Consider the following 20085-nt stretch of genomic DNA (forward strand, 5'->3'; position numbering starts at 1 on the left):
GCTTAGCACCTTCCTTTGGTTCACGTCCCTCTCACGCCTGATACGCCTGAGACGGAACGCGAGCTTTCCTGCTAGCGCAAGTTCAATCCAGCCGCACCTACAACACCAGCATCATTACCCAGTGTTGCCGCTACAATTTCCACGCCTTCCGCCGCAGCTTCCGGTGTATATTTCTTAAATGTTTCCCGAATCGGCTGGAACAAAATTTCGCCAGCTCTCGACACGCCGCCCCCGATAATAAAACGCTTCGGATTGACCACAACCGCAAGCGCAGCCATCGAACGGCCCAGGTAATACGCCGCACGGTTGACGATGCGCAGTGAGACTTCGTCTCCGCTCTTCGCAGCGTCGAAGACATGCTTCGCTTCGATCTTCTCATGCAGGGCCAGCGACGTTTTCTCGCCGCGCTCCACCGCTTCCTTCGCCATGCGCACGATGCCCGTCGCAGAGGAAACCGTTTCCAGGCAGCCCATTTGGCCGCAGCCGCATTGAATCGCCTCGATGTCCGGCACGATCGCCATGTGGCCCAGCTCGCCCGCCATGCCGGCGGAGCCTTGATAGATTTTGCCGTCGATGATGATACCGCCGCCTACACCGGTTCCCAGCGTGTAGCATACAACATTTTTCTCGCCTGCTCCAGCTCCCGCCCATGCTTCTCCCAGCGCAGCCACGTTGGCATCGTTGTCAATTTTCACAGTTTTGCCCAGCAGCCCTTCCAGCGTCTTCTTCGCCGGTACGTTATGCCACTGCAGGTTCGGCGAAAATTTGACAAATCCCTCTGGAATGTCCATGAATCCGGCCAAGCCAGCACCAATTCCCGCCACTTGATCCCAGGAATATTCCGATTCTTCGACAATTTGACGCACGTACTGCGCAATGCGTTCAAGAACGGACTCCGCGCCAAGCTCCGGGGATGTAGGGCCTTCCAACGTTTTCAGCAAATTGCCTTGTTCATCGCACAGCCCTACCTTAATGTTGGTTCCGCCTAAATCGACACCGATATAAATTTGATTGGACATTACAAGGTCACCTCATGCATAATCTTAAAATTTTCGGACAAATACTCCTTTTCCCACTATAAGACAAGCCCGTGGGCAGGTCAAGATTCAAACAACGCCTAGAAATGAGAAAACGTGGAAAGCGTAGCCTTCCACGTTTGCCGGCAATCCGGCGATCTTACAGCGTTTGACTCCAGTCGTGCACGATGTGTCCTTCAAGGAATTTCTCCGCTTCCAAAGCAGCTGCGCAGCCGCTTCCCGCCGCGGTAATCGCTTGGCGGTATTTCGTATCCTGCACGTCACCGCAAGCGAAAACGCCCGGGATGTTCGTTTGCTGCGTGCCAGGCTGCACGATAATGTAGCCCTGCTCGTCGGTATCAATCTGACCGCCGAGGAACTTCGTGTTCGGCGTATGGCCGATCGCCACGAAAATACCGTCGGTTTCGATCAGTTCCTCTTCGCCGGTCGCATTGTTCTTCACTTTCAGGGCGGTAACGCCCTTCTCGCCAGCTACGACTTCAAGCGGCGTGTTGTTCAGCGCCCACTTGACTTTCTCATTGCCGCGCGCGCGGTCCTGCATGATTTTCGAAGCACGCAGCTCGTCGCGACGGTGCACCAGACGAACTTCGGAAGCGAAGCGCGTCAAGAAGTTCGCTTCTTCCATCGCGGAGTCGCCGCCGCCGACCACGATAATCTTTTTGCCGCGGAAGAAGAATCCATCGCACGTCGCGCAAGTGCTGACGCCGCGTCCGATGTTTTCTTTCTCGTTCGTAATGCCGAGCAGTCTCGCCGATGCGCCTGTCGAGATGATCAGCGTTTCCGTTTCAATCTCGCCCAAACCTTCGACTTGCAGCTTGAACGGACGGTTCGTAAGCTCTACGGAGTTGACCCAGCCTGTTTTGAACTCAGCGCCAAAGCGCTCGGCTTGCTTGCGCATATTGTCCATCAGTTCAGGGCCCATAATACCCTCGGGAAATCCTGGGAAATTCTCAACTTCGGTCGTGGTGGTAAGTTGGCCGCCTGGCTCCGGTCCTTCGATCACAAGCGGGCTGAGGTTTGCGCGCGCCAAGTAGATAGCGGCTGTTAATCCGGATGGTCCTGTTCCTACGACAACTGATTTGTACATATGATTTTCCCTCCTACGCGCTTTCCTCAGGAAAGCTGTCTGTCTAGATAAATTTATTGAAAATCGCGTCCATCTTCTCACGCAAGCCGCACGTATCGTCCATGAGCTTCACATGACGGCTGACAGTGGACACGGTTACTCCGTAACGTTCCGCGACTTCCTGATAGGAAATCGCGCGGCGATGCATCTTGGCGATCAGATATTCCAACGCGGCCGCCCAGCCTTCCGGCTTCTGGATTTTCGGCGCCTTCGGGAACGACTTCGTCAAGAACTCGACCCACAGAATCTCAAGATCGTACTGCTGCACCATATCGTAGCGCTTATGCATATGGGTGAGCGCGGTTTCCATCACCCGCTGCCAACCGGCATCCCAGAAAGGAAGATGCGGTGCATACGGCGATGCCTCCACCATGCGCTCCTCATTCTCGAGGAAAGCGGGCAGCGAATCTTGCACGCCCATGCTGCGCAGGACGAAGATCGCCACCTTTTTCAAGTAATCGTCCTCTTGACTGTCCAGGATAAAATCCTGCAAAGCCTCACGAACTTCATTGTCGGCAATATAGCTGAACGCCTGAATCACCTGCAGCTTCGTTTCAATGTCGCCGTGCCGCAACGCCCAGAAGAAGGAGGAACGCACCAACGGATCTCGCTTGAGCTGCTCCGGAATGCCCTGCGACGACTTCTCCAGAACGCGGAACTGCTCCTCGAAAGGCAAGTGGTAGTGGTAACTCCACGAGAGCGGGGCTGTCGCCTGCTCGCGCGTGCGCAGCTGCTCCAGATAGAACTTGGCGACCTCCGTACCCGGGTCGAGCTTCTGCACTTGCCGCCAATAGCGGTACGCTTCCTCGAAGCGCCCGATATGACTTGCCGCCACCGCCGTATAATGATACAGGCTGGGATCCTGCGAACCCTCGCCGGATTTGAGCAAGCGCCGGAACAAATGGTACGCTTTCTCATGCTGCGTCAGGATCCCCATCGTCGTCGCCAACTTGAACATGTGATCCTCTTGCAGCGGATACATTTTACAAAGCTGCTGCGTTAGGGCGGCAAGCTCCTTTTTATTCCCAAAATGCTGGTGGAAAATGGCCATATTGCACAGGGCGTGAAGATTGCCAGGCTCATACACGAGAACTTCCTGAATCGTCTCCAGCGCTTTCTGGAATTGACCCATATAATAATAAGCCAAGGCCAAATTGTTCCGGGCGGCGGTAAAGTCTGGCTTCTTAACCACCAGTTCCTCCAGCGCCCGAACCGCTTCGGCGAATTTCCCTTCTTCCAGTAACGCACGCGCTTTATCATGCTCGAAGAGCCCTTCTCGACTCTTAATGCTAGTGAGAGGGGCAGGTCGATCAAGCTCGTAGCGAAGCATCTCCATCATTTCTTCGGATTCGTCGATGAACTGCCCTGTCGGGTCGCTCTCCAAATACCGAACCAATGCCTGTTCCGCTTGCTCGAAATTTTCCATGTTAGCGTAATTGTTCGCCATATAAAAATGACATTCTGTCATCTCGGGATCGATCGTATCTAGGATGTGCTTCAAAATGCGGTTCGACTCATCGTAGTTGCCCACCTCAGAGAGAACCCCTGCCAAGTTGCAGTGGTTCACAGGATTATCCTGTTCGAACTCCGCAGCCCGCCGGAAATATTTCAATGCCTTATCATAGTGAAACCGATCCAACGATTGAACCGCTCTCTCGAAAAAGAATGCGGCATCCATGTTGATTGAAATGACTTTGGGTTGTGGCGCTTTGGATAAACGCTGATTCTTTTCCATAGCAAGACACCTCCGGCAATTTGATTACGCTCAAATTATACCATAGATCGCTCGGAAGCCAAAAACATTATCCCAAGGGAAAGAATGGACTGCTTATTTAATTCAATGAGGAGTTACCTCTACACGCCGCCGTATTTGAATAGGGAGGATAGGGATCCACCGTTGTTAATAATGCGAATCGCATCGGACAGCAATGGCGCTACGGACAGCACGCTGAATTTATCGGAATGGTCATCCGGAATCGCAATGGAATCCGTAATGATCACTTCTTTAATGCTCGGGTGATCCAAACGCTGCAAAGCCGGACCGGAGAACACTGGATGCGTCGCACAGATATACACGTCATGCGCGCCTCTTTCCTTTAAGCTTTCCACAACGTTCACGATCGTCGTACCCGTATCGATCAAGTCTTCAATGATAATCGGCGTACGGCCGGCAACATCACCGATCACGTGCGTGATCACGGATTCGTTGTGCTCAGGACGCTTCTTGATCATCATCGCGAAAGGCGCGTCGAGGATGTTGGCCATTTTCTCGGCCGTCGTTGCACGTCCCGCATCCGGAGATACGATAACTGGGTTCGACAAATTCTTTTTCTTGATAAAATCGCTGATGAGATCCAGCGCCGTCAAATGATCCACCGGGATGTTGAAGAAGCCTTGAATCGCTGGGGCATGCAGGTCGATCGTAACCACACGCGTTGCGCCTGCAGCGCTGAACAAGTCCGCTACCAATTTCGCCGAAATCGGCTCACGCGGAGCAGCCTTACGTTCTTGACGCGAATAACCATAGTACGGAATGACAAGGTTGATCGTTCTTGCGGAGGCTCTTTTCGCTGCATCCATCATGACGAGCAGTTCCATCATATGCTCATTGATCGGATGAGAGAAGGTTTGCACCAGAAATACGTCACAGTTACGAATCGTTTCTTCGTACAGACAGTAAATTTCACCGCTTTTGAACCGGGATAATTTGATTTGTCCCAGCGGCTGGCCGAGCTCCTCGCAAATACGTTCAGCAAGCTTCGGATTGGAAGATCCGGAAAAGATTTTAACATTGTCGCTATACATGGTTAATGGTTACCTCCGAAGGTTCATTAATTAAAATTATTCTATCTAATTTATTATACATGAAACGTGTCGAATTTAAAAAGTCACAAGAAGCCGTTTTCGCGCCGCAAATGTGGCTATTTCGTTAAATCCAAGAGACTTCAGCAGCGCTCTGGCTTCATCCAAATATTGCCCCAGCCGTTCCGGCTGATGGGCGTCGGAGCCGAGCGTCAAGGGAATCCCCACTTCCTGGCAATACCGCAGCATCCGCTCGCTGGGGAACATCTCCTTGCACGGGTGGCGCAGACCGGAAGCGTTCAGCTCAATCGCGATGCCGCTTTCTTTTACCGCGTCCAGAGCAGCCTTTTCCAATTCCCACGTGTCCTGCTCAGGCACATAGCCAAAGCGCTTGATCATGTCGAGATGGCCCAAATAATCGTACATTCCGGACCGCGCCGCTTGCTTCACTGCCTCGTAGTATTGGGTATAAACGGCGAAAATATCCTTGCCTTCCCAGTTCCCCGTTTGCCGAAAATCCGAAATGTCCCACTCGCCCAGAAAGTGCACCGAGCCGATGACGTAGTCCCATGGATACGCGTTAATGATCGCCGCGATTTGCGATTCGTACCCTTCGATATAGTCGCCTTCCAGGCCGACGCGAATATCGATCTGATCCTTATACTTCGCTTTCAGCTCGAAGCACTCTTCAACATACCGGGGCAGCTCCTCCATCGGCATCGCCATCTCCGGATAGTACGTTTGCGGGTCCACATGCAAAAGCGGCATATGATCCGACAGCCCCAATTGCGTGAGCCCGATCTCAATGCCGCGTTTGACGTAATCCTCCAGTTCCCCGGAGGCGTGACCGCAGCGTACATGATGTGTATGATAATCAATCAACATCGTGATTCACTCCAGGTCGTTTTATTTATTTTCTAACGTGACGGCGATCTAGCTCACGCATTAATTCGTCGAGCGGCAGTTTTCTCTCGCGCAACAGCACCATCAAGTGGAAAATCAGATCGCTCGCTTCATAACGAAGCTCGTCGTTGTCCTTGTTTTTTGCTGCGATAATCGTTTCGGCGGTTTCCTCGCCGACTTTCTTCAGGATCTTGTCGACACCTTTCTCGAAAAGGTACGTCGTATACGCGCCTTCCGGACGCTCGGCGTCACGTGAAGCGATCACGGCTTCCAGCTCGCCGAGAATCGCGAAGCGGTCGCTGCTTGTTGCCACTGGCGCTTCGGCTGTTGCAGCGCCTTCCACCGGAATGCTGTTCGTGAAGCAAGTGTACGTGCCGTTATGGCACGCCGCGCCCGTTTGTTCCACGAGCACGAGCAAGGTGTCAGCGTCGCAGTCGTAGCGGAGCCCTTTCACCTTTTGCGTGTGGCCGGAGGTTGCGCCTTTGTTCCACAGCTCTCCGCGTGAACGGCTCCAGTACCACGTCTCGCCCGTTTGAATCGTACGCTGCAAAGATTCGCTGTTCATGTACGCGAGCATCAGCACCTCTTTAGAGATCGCGTCTTGCACAATCGCAGGCACCAGGCCGTGCGCGTCAAACTTAATTTGATCGACGGAAAATGTCATCGAATCTCAACTCCTTTGCCCTTCAGGCTGTCTTTAACCCCTTGAATGGTCAGTTCTTTGTAGTGAAAAATCGTCGCCGCCAGCCCTGCATCGGCCTTGCCTTCTGTGAACACATCGTAGAAGTGTTCCGCTTTCCCCGCGCCGCCGGAGGCGATCACCGGGATCGTGAGCAGCTCAGACACCGCGCGTGTCAGCTTCAAATCAAAACCGTCCTTCGTCCCGTCCGCATCCATGCTGGTCAGCAGGATCTCACCCGCGCCGAGCGATTCCATGCGTTTCGCCCATTCCAGCGTGCGAATGCCCGTCGCATTGCGTCCGCCGTGCGTGAACACTTCCCACTCGCCCCACTCCGCGTTGTACTTCGCGTCAATCGCGACAACGACGCACTGCGAGCCGAACTTCCGCGCGCCATCGGACACCAGCTGCGGGTTGCGGACAGCCGCCGTGTTAATGCCGATCTTATCCGCCCCTGCGCGCAGCAGGCGCTTCATATCGTCCACGCTCGAAATGCCGCCACCGACGGTGAAAGGAATCGTAATCTCGCCCGCCGTCTGGCGAACGACCTCCACCATCGTCGCGCGCCCCTCGACCGACGCCGAAATATCGAGGAACACGAGCTCGTCCGCGCCCTCTTTATCATAAATCGCTGCAAGCTCCACCGGATCCCCGGCATCGCGCAGATTCACAAAGTTCACACCCTTGACCACACGTCCATCCTTCACGTCCAGGCAGGGAATAATGCGTTTTGCTAACATAGGGCACCTCCGCCTCTTCTCTCACCCAGGCTTATTTGCACAGAGCAAGGAAATTGTCCAGCAGCTTCATGCCGGTCTCGCCGCTTTTTTCCGGGTGGAACTGCATGCCGTAAACGTTGTCCCGTCCGACAATCGCCGTTACCGGCTGATAGTAGTCCGTCACCGCCAGCAGGTCGCCCGCCCGCTCCGGCTTCACATGGTAGGAATGCACGAAGTACACATGCCCCTCATCAATCCCTGCAAAAATCGGACTGCCACCCTGCTTATAGCTGAGCCGGTTCCAACCCATATGCGGCACTTTATAGTCACCGCGAAAACGAAGCACCGCGCCGGGCAGCAAACCTAGCCCTTCATGGTTGCCGTGTTCCTCGCTGCTCGAGAACAACAGCTGCATGCCAAGGCAAATGCCGAGCAATGGCTTGCCGGATGCGGCGTACTGCTTCACGACAGCGTCCAACCCCGTCTCACGCAGATGCTCCATCGCATCGCCGAACGCGCCGACGCCGGGCAGAATCGCGCCTTCCGCCGCCAAAATGACCGCCGGATCGCCCGTCACTACAGCTTCATAGCCCAGCCGCTCGACCGCTTTGCTGACGCTGTGCAAATTGCCCATTCCGTAATCGATAATTGCGATCATCCCTACAGCACTCCCTTCGTCGAAGGAACCCCCTGCACGCGAGGATCAATCGAAGTCGCTTCGTCAATCGCACGGCCCAGCGCCTTGAACACCGCTTCAATCATGTGATGCGTGTTCTGGCCGTAATGTACGATGACGTGCAGCGTAATGCGCGCTTCCAGCGCCAGCTTCCACAGGAACTCATGCACTAGCTGCGTTTCAAAACTGCCGACATTCGCCGTCGGATACTCCGCCCGGTATTCAAAATGCGGCCGATTGCTAATATCAATCACAACCTGAGCCAACGCTTCGTCCATCGGAACAAAGACGGAAGCGTAACGTTTAATGCCGCGTTTGTCGCCGAGCGCCTCACGCAGCGTCTGCCCCAAGCAAATACCGATATCTTCGACCGTGTGGTGGTCGTCGATTTCGATATCGCCTTTCGCGTCCACTTTCAGATTGAAATGACCGTGCTTCGTGAACAAATCGAGCATATGGTTCAGAAAAGGCACATCCGTAACCAACTCGGAAATCCCCGTGCCATCCACGTCAAACGACAGCTTGATGTCCGTTTCATTCGTTTTGCGGGCTACACTCGCCGAACGCGTTCTTGCTTGCTCCTGCTCTGCCATCTATGTCAGCTTCCCTTCTTTTTTAAGTCGCACTTCCACCGCGCGCGCATGGCCTTCCAGCCCTTCATTGCGGGCCAAGGTCATGATCATCTCACCGTTCGCGAGCAGCGCTTCCTTACTATAATGAATCACACTGGATTTCTTGATAAAATCATCCACATTCAGCGGCGACGAGAATCGCGCCGTGCCGTTCGTCGGCAGGACGTGGTTCGGGCCGGCAAAATAATCGCCGACAGGCTCCGTGCTGTACTGCCCTAAGAAAATCGCTCCTGCGTTCTCGATGCGCGGCAGCCAGTTGAACGGCTCCTGCACGAGCAGCTCGCAGTGCTCCGGCGCCAGACGGTTCACCACGTCGATGCCCTCTTCGAGCGAGCCGACGAGCAGAATCGCGCCTTTCGTCGCCGTGGAGACGGAGGCGATGGCTTTCTTCGGCAGCACATCCAATTGCCGCCACAGCTCTTGCTTCACATCCTCGGCCAGCTCCGCAGACGGTGTCACCAGAATCGCCGGTGACATTTCGTCATGCTCGGCCTGCGCCAGCAGATCGGCCGCGATGTACTGCGGGTCGGCGTGCTCATCTGCGAGCACGACAATGTCCGTCGGCCCGGCGATCATGTCGATGTCGACGACGCCGAACACATAGCGCTTCGCCAGCGCGACGTAGATGTTGCCCGGCCCGACGATCTTGTCGACGGGCTTGATCGACTCCGTGCCGTAGGCCAGCGCAGCGACCGCTTGCGCCCCGCCGGCACGGTAGATTTCACGCACACCCGCTTCGGCGGCAGCCACGAGGATATGCGGGTTGATGCCTTCTTCGCCCGCAGTGGCCGGAGGCGTCACCATCGCGATCTCCGGCACCCCTGCCACGATGGCGGGGATGGCATTCATGAGCACGGAGGAAGGGTACGCCGCCTTCCCTCCGGGCACGTACAAGCCGACCCGCTTCAGCGGTCGGATGATTTGGCCCAGCAGACTGCCGTCCGGCTGCAGGTCCATCCAGGAATTGCGTTTCTGCTTCTCATGAAACGCACGAATATTCGCGGCGGCTTGCCGCAGCGCCGCCAGAAATGCGGCGTCGACCTGCGCGTACGCCGCCTCAATCTCTTCGTCGCTGACGCGAAGCTCAGCGACTTCCACACTATCATACTGCTGCGCCATGCGCCGCAGCGCGGCGTCGCCGTCCTGCCGCACCTCCTCGATGATGCGGCGAACGGATTCGTTCTGCTCGGGGGAGCCGTATTCAACCTCGCGGTTTAATTGAAATTCCGAGGCGGGTAAAATCCGCATCTTCCTCATCCTTCCTCTTTTCCGTACTTAATCCTTCGGTTCTTGATCTTCGTACTTCATCTCCATACTCTCGACCGGCTTGTAGGCACAAAACCTGCGAAAAAGCAGGAATCCAGCCCACGACGCCGGATTCACGGAAAATTCCTGCATAATCGCAGGAATGACTCCAACTTACTTCACATCCACCGTCGGCAGCACCGGTTGCAGCATATCGCACAACCGCTGAATCGCCTCGTTCTTCATTCGGTAGCTCACACGATTCGCAATCAAGCGGCTCGTAATTTGAAAAATCTCCGCCTGCTCCACCAGCCCGTTCTCCTTGAGCGTCTGCCCCGTCTCCACCATGTCGACGATGCGGTCGGCGAGTCCGATCAACGGCGCCAGCTCGATCGAGCCGTTCAGCTTGATCACTTCCACCTGCTGCCCTTGCTCGCGGAAATATTGGGACGCTACGTTCGGATACTTCGTCGCCACACGTGGGTTGATCACTTGCTTCCAGTCCGGCAGTCCGATAACGGACATCCGGCAGCGTGCAATTCCTAGATCAAGCAACTCATATACGCTGCGGTTTTCTTCCATCAGCACGTCCTTGCCCACGACTCCGATGTCAGCCACGCCGTACTCCACATACGTCGGCACATCCACCGGTTTCGCCAAAATAAACTCCATCTTCGCTTCCGGCACCGGAATGATCAGACGGCGTCCTTCTTCCAAGTCCTCCGGAATCGGCAGACCCGCTTGATGAAACAGCTTCGCCGCCTGTTTATAAATACGGCCTTTCGGCATCGCAACTTTTAAAATATCATCCATCCTGCTATCCTCCTCCAACTACTCGGTCGCCGTGAGACGAATCACTTCGTCGTAGTCGGCTTCGGAGATGTCATGATCGCCGAGCAGCTGCGTCGTTACCGCCACATCGGCCTCCTGGCTGCGCAGCGAGATCGCCAGCTGCAGCGCCTTCTCACGCTGCTGGGCTTCGTACGCGATCAGCACGCGGCGCGGCTGATCAACCCGTTCTTTGCCCGTCACTTCGAGAATCCGGTTCGTCTTCAAAGCAAACCCCGTCGCCGGAGCCGGACGCCCGAACTGGCTCAGCAAATTATCGTACCGGCCGCCGCTGCAGACCGGGAAGCCCAGCTCTGCGGCATAGCCTTCGAACGTCATGCCGGTGTAATAAGAGAAGTCGCCGATCATCGTCAGATCGATCACCACATGCTCGCTCACCCCGTACGCCTTCAACACGTCGTACACCTCGCACAGATGTCGGATCGCGTCCTGCGCGATCGGATGCTGCGTCACCATGCGGGCCTGCTCGCAGATCTCGTCGCCGCCGCGCAGCCGCAGCACGCCGATCAGCTCACGTTCCACGTCCGCTGACAGCTTCAAGCCCTTGATCGCTTCGCGGTACCCGACATAGTCGCGGCTCAGCAAATGCTCCTTGAGCGCCTGCTGCGCATCGGCGCACCCTTCCAGCGTTTCTTGGAACAGTCCGTTCAAGAAACCGACATGGCCGAGCGCGATTTTGAACGTGCTCACGCCTGCGGCTTGCAGTGAAGCAATCGCGAGCGCCACAACCTCAGCGTCCGCTTCTGAAGAAGCGTCCCCGATCAACTCAACGCCGGTCTGGAAAAACTCCGAATCCCGGCCCGCCTCTTCCTCAATCGAACGGAACACATTCGAATGGTAAGATAAACGAAGAGGGAACGCACGTTCCTTCAATAATGAAGAAGCAACACGCGCAATCGGCGCCGTCAGCTCCGAGCGAAGCACGAGCGTTTTGCCGTGACGGTCGAGCAGCTTGAACAGCTTTTTATCCGCCGTCGAACTAGCAACCCCCACCGTATCGTAATACTCAAGTGTCGGCGTAATGATCTGACTGTAGCCCCAACGCTCCATGCAAGCGAGCACACGGAACTCAATATTTCTTAATTTCGCAACGGCTTCCGGCAAATAATCCTTGGAGCCTAGCGGCTTTTCAAACACTTTTGGCTTAGACATCGGTTCACCTCAAAAATAGGTTCTATTGAATCGCACTTCTTTTCGTAATACTTTAGTGCGTTAATGTGCTACCATACTACCAAAATAAAGAATGTACGGTTATTCTAACACGGAATGTAGGGGGCGTCAATCGGCTAAGCGGGGCCTTCCGCGCTTTCCCTCGCCCAGCATAGAAAAAAGAGCTGTACGCACGCGCACAGCCTCCTCTCTTCCCCTATTCCTGCTTGCCCTCGCGAATCATCTGCAGCGGATTCCCGGCCACAAAACTGTTCGGCGGCACGTCCTTATGGACGACCGAGCCCGCCCCAATCACCGCATTATCACCAATCGTCACACCCGGCAAAATCGTCGAATTCGCGCCAACCATCACATTGGAGCCGATTCGCACATCGCCAAGCCGATACTCCTTCGTCAAATACTCGTGCGCGAGAATCGTCGTATTATAGCCGATAATCGTATTCGTCCCAATGTAGATCCGCTCCGGGAAGAACACATCGACCATCACCATTAAGGCAAAAGCCGTATGCTCCCCAACCTTCATCCCCAGCACGTTGCGGTAAATCCAGTTCTTCACTGGCAACGACGGGCAATAGCGTGTGAACTGGATGAAAATGAAATTACGAACCGCCTTCCACTTGCTGACCGTCCGGTAAATCTGCCACAAAGCATTCGGTCCGTCGACCGGGTAGCGCTCGGTTTGTCTCAATCGGCCTTCACTTCCGCCGCGAGATCTGCAATCGGAAGCAGCTCGTTCATGTCGTCAATCAAGTAGTCCGGCGCATACTTCTCCAAATATGTCCGGCCTTTCCACGACCAAGACACGCCTACCGCGGTGACCCCCGCATTTTTAGCGGCTTCAATATCATAATGGCTGTCTCCGACCATCATCGTGGTCTCCGGCGAGGCAGCCAGCGTCTTCATCGCGGCAAGAATGCCCTCCGGGCTCGGTTTCGGTTCTTTCACATCTTCGACCGTCACAATCGTGCTCACGAAACTATCCAAGCCGCACAGCTTCAGTCCCATCAGGGTCGTTTGTCTGATTTTGCTTGTAACGATACCAATCTTGACTCCGTTCGCATGAAGCTTGCCCATCACTTCGCGAACATGCGGAAATTCCTGCACCAACTCATCATGCTTCGACAAGTTGAACGTCCGGTATTTGGCGATCAGCTCCTCAACTTCCTCGCGACCGGTAAACATCTGCATTTGCTCCACGAGCGGACGTCCCATATTCGGAATAATGACTTCGCGAGTCATCGGCTCCGGCGTTTGGCCTTCCAAGCTGTGCAGAAAGGATTGAACAATCAATTCATTTGTATCTACAATGGTGCCATCCAAATCAAACAGTACGGTTTGAATCATAGTTTACTCCTTCGTGTGCCTCTGTCTCTTCTTTCTCTACATTGTTACGCTCCACCGCCTTGGACGATACAATCGGATCCGAATAGCGTACGTCCGCATAGCCTTTCTTGCGTCTTACAATAATGGTAATAATCATCCCGATCACGATCAGGAGCGCAAGCAGCTGTGAAAAACGAACATTCCCGCCATACGTCATAACCCCCGGCTCGAAAACGAGCTTCATCGGCGACCACAGCGCATTTACGAATGAAGCGAGCCAGCTCGGCCCTGTAAAATCAAGACTGTCCGTCCGAACCCCTTCAACAAAGAAGCGGCCGATCGAATACCAGATAAAATACGCAAAGAACATTTCGCCCGCCCGCATGAACGGTCTGCGACGAAGCCAGATTAAGAACAGGACGCCAACAAAGCTCCACACCGACTCATATAAAAAAGCAGGATGATAATACGTGCCCTCAATATTCATTTGATTCACGATAAAATTCGGCAAATGCAGCGTATTTCTTAAAAAGGATTCCTCAACCGGGCCACCATGCGCTTCCTGGTTCATAAAATTGCCCCACCGGCCGATCGCTTGTCCGATCAGCAAGCCGGGCGCCATAATATCCGCGATCCGCAGGAAGTTATACCCTTTGGCCCGCATGTAGAACCACGTTCCGATAATCGCTCCGATGAGCGCTCCGTATATCGCGATCCCGCCATGCCAGATCATGAATACTTCCCATAAGTTATCCTTATAGTCACTCCATTGGAACGCTACATAATAGATCCGCGCCCCGATAATCGCCGAAGGTACACCCACCAGCAGCAAGTCCATGAAAAAATCAGGTACGATCTTGAATCGTTTACCTTCCCGAATCGCCAGCATCAAGCCCACCAGCGCCGCTGTGCCTAGAATGATTCCGTACCACCGAACGTGAATCGGCCCTAACGAAAAAGCTACACTTTCTAACATAGTTTCACTCCTTTACAGATGTATGCCTCGCCTCAATCAAAATCCTCATACTCGTCATTCAGCGATTCCGTCAACTTATTCGTAAACTGCAGCGCCGCGTTATACCCCATGCGCTTTAATCGATAATTCATCGCGGCCACTTCCACGATAACGGCCAAGTTACGGCCCGGTCTGACTGGAATGGTGACAAGCGGAAGATCCGTATCGATAATTTTGGTCAATTCCTCGTCCAGACCAAGACGGTCGTACTGCTTCTCTTGCTGCCAGTTCTCCAGCTTAACGACGACAGAGATCTTCTTCACTTGGCGAATCGCCCCGGCTCCGAACAACGTCATCACATTAATAATACCGACGCCGCGAATTTCAAGCAAATATCGAATCAGCTCCGGTGCGTTGCCCGTGAGCACTTTATCGCCGTTCTGCCGGATTTCGACCGCATCGTCCGCAACCAGACGGTGACCGCGCTTCACGAGCTCCAGTGCCGTCTCACTTTTCCCGATCCCGCTGCTGCCTGTAATCAGCATGCCGATGCCGTACACATCCACAAGCACCCCATGGATCGTCGTGCTGGGCGCCAGCTTATTCTCCAAGTACCCCGTCAACCGACTTGCGAAAATCGTCGTGGAAATTGGCGTCCGCAGAACAGCCAGATCCCGTTTCGTCGCTTCCTCCAGCAATTCAACCGGCACGTCCAAGCCCCGCGTTACAATAATACAAGGCGTCTCTTCCGGCGCGCACAACTGCTCCACTCGATTTCTTCGCACACCAACCGTAAGCATTTCCATAAACGTAATTTCTGTCTTCCCCAGCATTTGTATCCGCTCTCGTGGATGATAGTTGAAATACCCCGCCATCTCCAGACCCGGGCGATACAAATCACCGGTTGTAATCGCGCGTTTGAGTCCTGCTTCGCCCGCGAGAACCTCCATATGTAACTGTTCCACCATGTCAGAAACCTTCAGTTTTTTGGCCATGTCCGATCTCCTTCGAGTTTGCTTATGTCCATCCTGTGAAGCGTTCTTACTTTTCCAATAGTTTCATCGTAATAGAATCGTCAGCCGAAAGCAACTCATTCACTATACTTTCCGATACGCACAGAAAAGGCCAGCCGTTGCCGGCTGACCTTTTACGCTCTATTAGGAAAATTAGTTGCTCAAGATGGACAATGTGGACTCTTTGTCGAAGAAGTGAACTTTGTTCATGTCGAGCGCCAATTTTACATTTGTGCCTTCTTTGATACCGGAACGACCGTCAACACGAGCGATTACTGTGTTAGCGCCGATACCGTTCAGGTACAAGTACATTTCGTGACCCAAGTTCTCAGTCAACTCAACATTTACGTTGAATACTGTGTTCGGAGATGCTTCCAGGAATACCGGCTCTTCATGAATGTCTTCTGGACGAACACCCAGAATCACTTCTTTGCCAGCAAAACCTTTATCTTTCAGCACTTGCGCTTTACCAGCTGGAACTTCTACGTTGACGGAACCGGCTTTGAAGAACAATCCGCCGTTTTCGTTCGCAAGTGTACCGTTCATGAAGTTCATGGATGGAGATCCGATGAAGCCTGCAACGAACATGTTCACTGGGAAGTTGTAGATTTCTTCTGGTGTAGCCGCTTGTTGAATGATACCTTTATCCATAACGACGATACGATCGCCCATTGTCATCGCTTCTGTTTGGTCATGCGTTACGTAGATCGTAGTAACACCAAGACGTTTTGTCAATTTTGTGATTTCCGCGCGCATTTGTACACGAAGTTTCGCATCCAAGTTGGAGAGCGGCTCATCCATCAAGAAGACTTGCGGCTCACGCACGATCGCACGGCCCAAGGCAACACGTTGACGTTGACCACCGGAGAGTGCTTTTGGTTTACGGTCAAGCAAGTGAACGATATCAAGAATTTTAGCTGCTTCACGAACGCGAGCGTCGATGTCAGCCTTTTTGAATTTACGAAGTTTCAAACCGAACGCCATGTTTTGATAAACAGTCATATGCGGATAAAGGGCATAGGATTGGAATACCATCGCGATGTCGCGGTCTTTAGGAGCTACGTCGTTTACAAGACGGTCGCCGATGTAAAGTTCGCCTTCAGTGATTTCTTCCAAACCTGCGATCATACGAAGAGTTGTGGATTTCCCGCAACCGGAAGCACCAACCAATACAACGAACTCTTTGTCTGCAACATCAAGATGGAAATCCTTAACTGTAGACTCTTCTGCACCAGAATATCTTTTTACGATATGATTTAAACGTACGCCTGCCATGTGTTCATTCCCCCTACGGTTTATCGTTCACACATTCATTTATCAATGTTATATACACATCTTACCCCAGGATGAGCGGACTGACTATGCACAATCCCTACAAAAAAATCACTTTCTTTTCGTTACTTTGTACAATAGCAGTGCCAGACGTACCAAAACCGCATGATTGAACGTCCGGACATCAAGTCCCGTCTCGTTTTTAAACTTATCCAACCGGTACAGCAGCGTATTGCGATGGATATACAGTTTCTTCGCCGTCTCACTGACATTACAGTCAAGGGAAAAAAACTGCTCAAGCGTCGTCACCGTCTCCGTATCCAGCGCATGATCGGTGCCGCGGAGCACCTGCTCCAGGAATTCCGACTTCTCCTCCTCGTCGATGAGGTGCATCAGCTTCTCCAGACGAAGCTCCCATCTCAAATGGATGAAGCTTCCCACATGGAAGGAGCGGCCCAGCATAATCGTCTCCCGCAGCTTCACAATCGTTCCGAGCAGCGACTTCGCCGGCTTCACCGGAAAATCAATCGCAAGGTGGCACTCGCCCACCCACTCGTTCGCGAGCATTTCGTAGAGACCGGCGCCAAGCGCCTCCAGCGTGGTCTCCACGCTTTCCTCTTCGTCGCCCTCTCGTTCCTCGCTTCCGCTCGTCAGCAGCGCTTCAGGGGCAAGAATCAGCCACTCCTTCTCCAGCAGCGGAATCAGGATAATCTCCGCCTCAAAGAACGATTCCAGCAGCCGCTTGAGCTCCGTATACGACACCCGCTGATTCTGCGGATAGTCGCCGTAGAGCAGCAAAGGAATCTTATTGGTATACAGCGAAGATTGCGAGGCCAGTACATCGGGCACTTCCGCATGGCTCGTCCCGCGTTCCAATTGCAGCAGCAGCCAGTCTCTCAGCTGCTGCGACTTGCGCTCGTCCTCCGACAGATACGAGCCTCTCTGTTTTTTTTCCAGCGACTGTTTGGATTCAATGGCCAGCTCCACCAGCTTGCGCTCCAACTCCGTAAGCCTGCTGCCCTCCATTTGCATGACACGAATATCGTTAGGCTCTTTCGATACATAAAAAAGAAGTTCCGTTCCGCGCGCTGCACTTCTGCATGGGTCCCCAGGGTTGCCCTGATCTGCCACCAACTGCTGCCAATCCGATGCCGGTATCGACGTTAGGTGAACCTGCAGCTGTAAAACCGCTTCCAATCTTTCTCTGACTTGCTCCCAACTCATCCGTCTCCACTCCTTGCTGTCGCTTTCTCTCTCTACCTTCTATTGTAGCATATGTTTGCCACGATCTGATAATCGAAAGACCCTTCTGCATAACCTGCAAAAGGGCCCTGACCACTTACTTCAAAATTCTGCGAGCCGTCACGTAGTGATCCGCCCACCATTCTTTATTGATCGACGTGAACTTCACGCCGCCTTCACCGTAGGTATGAATCATCATACCGTCGCCGACGTAAATGCCCACATGCCCAATTTTGCTGCCCGATTCTTTCGTTGTAAAAAAGACGAGATCGCCGACTTCCAGATTGCTTTTGCTGACATACTTGCCTTCCTTCGCCTGATCGCGGGAAACCCGCGGCAATGTGTAGCCATAGGCCGCAAATACCGTTTTTACAAAGGATGAGCAGTCCATCGTCTTCGTCTGACCATAAGCTGCGCCAAACTTATAAGGAACGCCGAGATACTTTTGAGCAGTCAGAATCAATTGAGCCTTCAAGCGATCATCCTTGGATAAAATGCTTCGCCCGCCAATAAAGCTCCCTTTCAGCTCACTGACATTCCGGGTGATGACTTCGTCTCTGCTCTGGGAAGACATGACCATTTTGCCCGAACCTACATATATCCCAGCAAACGTCGGCGTAGAGCCGCTGCCAAAGAACAAGACATCACCCACCTGCGCATTGTCGATCTTCGTAATTTTCGTTTTGTTCAACGCAAACTGTTCTTTGAGTGTACGAGGCACCTTATAATCGAGGGTATTGAAGACATAATAAATAAATCCGGAGGAATCAAAACCGCCTGATGGGGTCTCCGCACCTTTCTTGTAATCGACACCGACCATTTTTTTGGCGAGCGATACCGCGTCCATGTCATCATTAGCGGCAAAAGCCGAAACAGCTGTCGTTGCAGATAACGCAATCGTCATCGCCATCGTTACGCCAAGTGTACGTCGTGCAAGTTTCTTCATCATGATTTTTCCTCCAGTGCTAACAATGATGTTGTTCTACCAATCTTCACGCTCACAAGTAATAGGTTACCATGGTAATAAAAACTCTTTCATTCCTAAAATATTTCCTCACCCTCATGACATTGGCAAGCGTGCCAATTGTTTCAGCAGGGTAAACGCTAAATTATTGGCAGGTATGGTAAAATAGTCAGAACATCCTAATTCCTAAAGGAGGCGCCTTCCTTGGCCATTGCAGAAATCACCATCATTCCGATCGGCACCCAAAGTACCAGCCTGAGCAGTTATGTCGCCGATCTTCACAAAGAGCTGGAGCGTCATACCGACATTGCCTTTCAAATGACACCGATGAGCACCATCTTGGAGGGACCTTTAGACCGCCTGTTGGAAGTCATTCGCACGGTGCATGAAGTACCTTTCACGAATGGTGCAGAGCGTGTCTCCACGTCCATTAAAATCGATGACCGCCGCGATAAAGACGCCTCTATGCAGCAAAAAATGGACTCCGTCGCTCGCAAGCTAACTTAATCCCTGAAGCGACAAAAAAGCATCCCAACGCGGGATGCTTTCGTTATGTATAGCCGATTTATAGAAATAAAAAAAAGACCTTCTGGCCTTTGACGTCCTACATATGAAAAGTGAGCCATGTAGGACTCGAACCTACGACACCCTGATTAAAAGTCAGGTGCTCTACCAACTGAGCTAATGGCTCATAGTAAGGATGGAGGCTGATGGATTCGAACCACCGAACTCGGAGAGAGCAGATTTACAGTCTGCCGTGTTTAGCCACTTCACTAAGCCTCCAGAATAAAAATGGCTCGGGACGGAATCGAACCGCCGACACGAGGATTTTCAGTCCTCTGCTCTACCGACTGAGCTACCGAGCCATATGTATGTCATTAGTATGTCCAATGTTTTGAAAGAAATGAATGGCGGAGCCGACGGGATTCGAACCCGCGGTCTCCTGCGTGACAGGCAGGCATGTTAGGCCTCTACACCACGGCTCCACAATACATCATTCAAACCATTATAAATGGTGCCGTCGAGAGGACTTGAACCCCCAACCTACTGATTACAAGTCAGTTGCTCTACCAGTTGAGCTACAACGGCGTATAAAGGTGATTGTCCACTTATAAGAAAGTGGTGGAGGCTGACGGGATCGAACCGCCGACCCTCTGCTTGTAAGGCAGATGCTCTCCCAGCTGAGCTAAGCCTCCATGTTATAAAATTATTGGTAGCGGCGGAGGGGCTCGAACCCCCGACCTTACGGGTATGAACCGTACGCTCTAGCCAGCTGAGCTACGCCGCCATAAAACAAGTATATAAGTTGGAACTGGCGGAGAGAGAGGGATTCGAACCCTCGCACCACTTACGCAGTCTAACCCCTTAGCAGAGGGTCCCCTTATAGCCACTTGGGTATCTCTCCAAGCTATATACCTTAGGAATATTGTTCCCTAAAAACTAGATACGAAACGTTGTTTAACTTTAGGTTTACATTG

Annotated in this window: 20 protein-coding genes and 8 tRNA genes; 1 reads left to right on the forward strand and 27 read right to left on the reverse strand. The window is 53.0% G+C overall.

Annotated features, from left to right (window positions below):
• Positions 1 to 71: 71 nt before the first annotated feature.
• The 19 genes from ABE504_RS25475 to ABE504_RS25565 all read right to left on the reverse strand — a co-directional run bounded on the left by ABE504_RS25475 (position 72) and on the right by ABE504_RS25565 (position 18592).
• A complete protein-coding gene (locus ABE504_RS25475) occupies positions 72 to 1019 on the reverse strand; it encodes an ROK family glucokinase (protein WP_430094259.1) in 948 nt (315 codons plus the stop codon).
• Positions 1020 to 1176: 157 nt separating this feature from the next.
• A complete protein-coding gene (gene trxB / locus ABE504_RS25480) occupies positions 1177 to 2124 on the reverse strand; it encodes a thioredoxin-disulfide reductase (protein ID WP_430094262.1) in 948 nt (315 codons plus the stop codon).
• Positions 2125 to 2167: 43 nt separating this feature from the next.
• Positions 2168 to 3898, reverse strand: a complete 1731-nt coding sequence (locus tag ABE504_RS25485; protein WP_430094265.1) for a tetratricopeptide repeat protein — start codon at positions 3896 to 3898, stop codon at positions 2168 to 2170.
• A 119-nt stretch (positions 3899 to 4017) separates the two neighbouring features.
• The gene (locus ABE504_RS25490; RefSeq protein WP_430094267.1) at positions 4018 to 4968 is read right to left on the reverse strand and encodes a ribose-phosphate diphosphokinase; all 951 of its coding nucleotides are present in this window, start codon (positions 4966 to 4968) and stop codon (positions 4018 to 4020) included.
• Positions 4969 to 5043: 75 nt separating this feature from the next.
• Complete coding sequence (gene hisJ / locus ABE504_RS25495) at positions 5044 to 5850, reverse strand: histidinol-phosphatase HisJ (protein WP_430094270.1); 807 nt, start codon at positions 5848 to 5850, stop codon at positions 5044 to 5046.
• A 25-nt stretch (positions 5851 to 5875) separates the two neighbouring features.
• Complete coding sequence (hisIE, locus tag ABE504_RS25500; RefSeq protein WP_430094273.1) at positions 5876 to 6532, reverse strand: bifunctional phosphoribosyl-AMP cyclohydrolase/phosphoribosyl-ATP diphosphatase HisIE; 657 nt, start codon at positions 6530 to 6532, stop codon at positions 5876 to 5878.
• Positions 6529 to 7287, reverse strand: coding sequence for an imidazole glycerol phosphate synthase subunit HisF (gene hisF, locus ABE504_RS25505; protein ID WP_430094276.1), 759 nt, complete (start codon positions 7285 to 7287; stop codon positions 6529 to 6531). Before hisF ends, hisIE begins: the two co-directional genes overlap by 4 nt.
• Positions 7288 to 7318: 31 nt before the next feature.
• A complete protein-coding gene (gene hisH / locus ABE504_RS25510) occupies positions 7319 to 7924 on the reverse strand; it encodes an imidazole glycerol phosphate synthase subunit HisH (protein ID WP_430094277.1) in 606 nt (201 codons plus the stop codon).
• Positions 7925 to 7926: 2 nt separating this feature from the next.
• A complete protein-coding gene (gene hisB / locus ABE504_RS25515; RefSeq protein WP_430094280.1) occupies positions 7927 to 8535 on the reverse strand; it encodes an imidazoleglycerol-phosphate dehydratase HisB in 609 nt (202 codons plus the stop codon).
• The gene (gene hisD / locus ABE504_RS25520; protein WP_430094282.1) at positions 8536 to 9822 is read right to left on the reverse strand and encodes a histidinol dehydrogenase; all 1287 of its coding nucleotides are present in this window, start codon (positions 9820 to 9822) and stop codon (positions 8536 to 8538) included.
• A 171-nt stretch (positions 9823 to 9993) separates the two neighbouring features.
• Positions 9994 to 10632 (reverse strand): ATP phosphoribosyltransferase, encoded by a 639-nt coding sequence (gene hisG, locus ABE504_RS25525; RefSeq protein WP_430094284.1) that lies wholly within the window; start codon positions 10630 to 10632, stop codon positions 9994 to 9996.
• Positions 10633 to 10650: 18 nt separating this feature from the next.
• The gene (locus tag ABE504_RS25530; RefSeq protein ID WP_430094286.1) at positions 10651 to 11820 is read right to left on the reverse strand and encodes an ATP phosphoribosyltransferase regulatory subunit; all 1170 of its coding nucleotides are present in this window, start codon (positions 11818 to 11820) and stop codon (positions 10651 to 10653) included.
• A gap of 214 nt (positions 11821 to 12034) precedes the next feature.
• The gene (locus ABE504_RS25535) at positions 12035 to 12526 is read right to left on the reverse strand and encodes an acyltransferase (protein ID WP_430094288.1); all 492 of its coding nucleotides are present in this window, start codon (positions 12524 to 12526) and stop codon (positions 12035 to 12037) included.
• On the reverse strand, positions 12523 to 13182 hold the full coding sequence (ppaX, locus tag ABE504_RS25540) for a pyrophosphatase PpaX (protein WP_430094290.1): 660 nt from the start codon (positions 13180 to 13182) through the stop codon (positions 12523 to 12525). Before ppaX ends, ABE504_RS25535 begins: the two co-directional genes overlap by 4 nt.
• Positions 13160 to 14137 (reverse strand): prolipoprotein diacylglyceryl transferase, encoded by a 978-nt coding sequence (lgt, locus tag ABE504_RS25545; protein ID WP_430094293.1) that lies wholly within the window; start codon positions 14135 to 14137, stop codon positions 13160 to 13162. Before lgt ends, ppaX begins: the two co-directional genes overlap by 23 nt.
• A gap of 32 nt (positions 14138 to 14169) precedes the next feature.
• Positions 14170 to 15111 carry an HPr(Ser) kinase/phosphatase gene (hprK, locus tag ABE504_RS25550; RefSeq protein ID WP_430094295.1) on the reverse strand — a complete coding sequence of 314 codons (942 nt, stop codon included), beginning with the start codon at positions 15109 to 15111 and terminating at the stop codon, positions 14170 to 14172.
• Between the two features lie 171 nt (positions 15112 to 15282).
• A complete protein-coding gene (locus ABE504_RS25555) occupies positions 15283 to 16404 on the reverse strand; it encodes an ABC transporter ATP-binding protein (RefSeq protein ID WP_430094298.1) in 1122 nt (373 codons plus the stop codon).
• Between the two features lie 108 nt (positions 16405 to 16512).
• Positions 16513 to 17625: a PucR family transcriptional regulator gene (locus ABE504_RS25560; RefSeq protein ID WP_430094301.1), complete on the reverse strand. Its 1113-nt coding sequence runs from the start codon at positions 17623 to 17625 to the stop codon at positions 16513 to 16515.
• 115 nt (positions 17626 to 17740) lie between these two features.
• The gene (locus ABE504_RS25565) at positions 17741 to 18592 is read right to left on the reverse strand and encodes a C40 family peptidase (protein ID WP_430094303.1); all 852 of its coding nucleotides are present in this window, start codon (positions 18590 to 18592) and stop codon (positions 17741 to 17743) included.
• A 219-nt stretch (positions 18593 to 18811) separates the two neighbouring features.
• On the opposite strand from ABE504_RS25565, the gene ABE504_RS25570 reads away from it, so the two are divergent.
• Positions 18812 to 19114 carry an MTH1187 family thiamine-binding protein gene (locus ABE504_RS25570; protein WP_430094306.1) on the forward strand — a complete coding sequence of 101 codons (303 nt, stop codon included), beginning with the start codon at positions 18812 to 18814 and terminating at the stop codon, positions 19112 to 19114.
• 111 nt (positions 19115 to 19225) lie between these two features.
• On the opposite strand, the gene ABE504_RS25575 is transcribed toward ABE504_RS25570, so the two are convergent.
• The 8 genes from ABE504_RS25575 to ABE504_RS25610 all read right to left on the reverse strand — a co-directional run bounded on the left by ABE504_RS25575 (position 19226) and on the right by ABE504_RS25610 (position 20012).
• Positions 19226 to 19298, reverse strand: a tRNA-Lys gene (locus ABE504_RS25575).
• Positions 19299 to 19308: 10 nt separating this feature from the next.
• A tRNA-Tyr gene (locus ABE504_RS25580) sits at positions 19309 to 19390 on the reverse strand.
• A gap of 10 nt (positions 19391 to 19400) precedes the next feature.
• Positions 19401 to 19473, reverse strand: a tRNA-Phe gene (locus ABE504_RS25585).
• A 43-nt stretch (positions 19474 to 19516) separates the two neighbouring features.
• A tRNA-Asp gene (locus ABE504_RS25590) sits at positions 19517 to 19593 on the reverse strand.
• 27 nt (positions 19594 to 19620) lie between these two features.
• Positions 19621 to 19696, reverse strand: a tRNA-Thr gene (locus tag ABE504_RS25595).
• A 31-nt stretch (positions 19697 to 19727) separates the two neighbouring features.
• Positions 19728 to 19803, reverse strand: a tRNA-Val gene (locus tag ABE504_RS25600).
• A 15-nt stretch (positions 19804 to 19818) separates the two neighbouring features.
• Positions 19819 to 19895: transfer RNA gene (locus ABE504_RS25605), tRNA-Met, on the reverse strand.
• Between the two features lie 25 nt (positions 19896 to 19920).
• A tRNA-Ser gene (locus ABE504_RS25610) sits at positions 19921 to 20012 on the reverse strand.
• Between the last annotated feature and the right edge of the window lie 73 nt (positions 20013 to 20085).

The sequence above is a fragment of the Paenibacillus oryzisoli genome (assembly GCF_050467285.1).
In the GTDB taxonomy this organism is placed as follows: Bacteria; Bacillota; Bacilli; order Paenibacillales; family NBRC-103111; genus Paenibacillus_E; species Paenibacillus_E oryzisoli_A.

Excerpts from the sequence above, each read along its gene's own strand:
- ABE504_RS25475 (WP_430094259.1), bottom strand. The coding sequence starts at position 1,019 with ATGTCCAATCAAATTTATATCGGTGTCGATTTAGGCGGAACCAACATT.
- trxB (WP_430094262.1), bottom strand. The coding sequence starts at position 2,124 with ATGTACAAATCAGTTGTCGTAGGAACAGGACCATCCGGATTAACAGCC.
- ABE504_RS25485 (WP_430094265.1), bottom strand. The coding sequence starts at position 3,898 with ATGGAAAAGAATCAGCGTTTATCCAAAGCGCCACAACCCAAAGTCATT.
- ABE504_RS25490 (WP_430094267.1), bottom strand. The coding sequence starts at position 4,968 with ATGTATAGCGACAATGTTAAAATCTTTTCCGGATCTTCCAATCCGAAG.
- hisJ (WP_430094270.1), bottom strand. The coding sequence starts at position 5,850 with ATGTTGATTGATTATCATACACATCATGTACGCTGCGGTCACGCCTCC.
- hisIE (WP_430094273.1), bottom strand. The coding sequence starts at position 6,532 with ATGACATTTTCCGTCGATCAAATTAAGTTTGACGCGCACGGCCTGGTG.
- hisF (WP_430094276.1), bottom strand. The coding sequence starts at position 7,287 with ATGTTAGCAAAACGCATTATTCCCTGCCTGGACGTGAAGGATGGACGT.
- hisH (WP_430094277.1), bottom strand. The coding sequence starts at position 7,924 with ATGATCGCAATTATCGATTACGGAATGGGCAATTTGCACAGCGTCAGC.
- hisB (WP_430094280.1), bottom strand. The coding sequence starts at position 8,535 with ATGGCAGAGCAGGAGCAAGCAAGAACGCGTTCGGCGAGTGTAGCCCGC.
- hisD (WP_430094282.1), bottom strand. The coding sequence starts at position 9,822 with ATGCGGATTTTACCCGCCTCGGAATTTCAATTAAACCGCGAGGTTGAA.
- hisG (WP_430094284.1), bottom strand. The coding sequence starts at position 10,632 with ATGGATGATATTTTAAAAGTTGCGATGCCGAAAGGCCGTATTTATAAA.
- ABE504_RS25530 (WP_430094286.1), bottom strand. The coding sequence starts at position 11,820 with ATGTCTAAGCCAAAAGTGTTTGAAAAGCCGCTAGGCTCCAAGGATTAT.
- ppaX (WP_430094290.1), bottom strand. The coding sequence starts at position 13,182 with ATGATTCAAACCGTACTGTTTGATTTGGATGGCACCATTGTAGATACA.
- lgt (WP_430094293.1), bottom strand. The coding sequence starts at position 14,137 with ATGTTAGAAAGTGTAGCTTTTTCGTTAGGGCCGATTCACGTTCGGTGG.
- hprK (WP_430094295.1), bottom strand. The coding sequence starts at position 15,111 with ATGGCCAAAAAACTGAAGGTTTCTGACATGGTGGAACAGTTACATATG.
- ABE504_RS25555 (WP_430094298.1), bottom strand. The coding sequence starts at position 16,404 with ATGGCAGGCGTACGTTTAAATCATATCGTAAAAAGATATTCTGGTGCA.
- ABE504_RS25560 (WP_430094301.1), bottom strand. The coding sequence starts at position 17,625 with ATGAGTTGGGAGCAAGTCAGAGAAAGATTGGAAGCGGTTTTACAGCTG.
- ABE504_RS25565 (WP_430094303.1), bottom strand. The coding sequence starts at position 18,592 with ATGATGAAGAAACTTGCACGACGTACACTTGGCGTAACGATGGCGATG.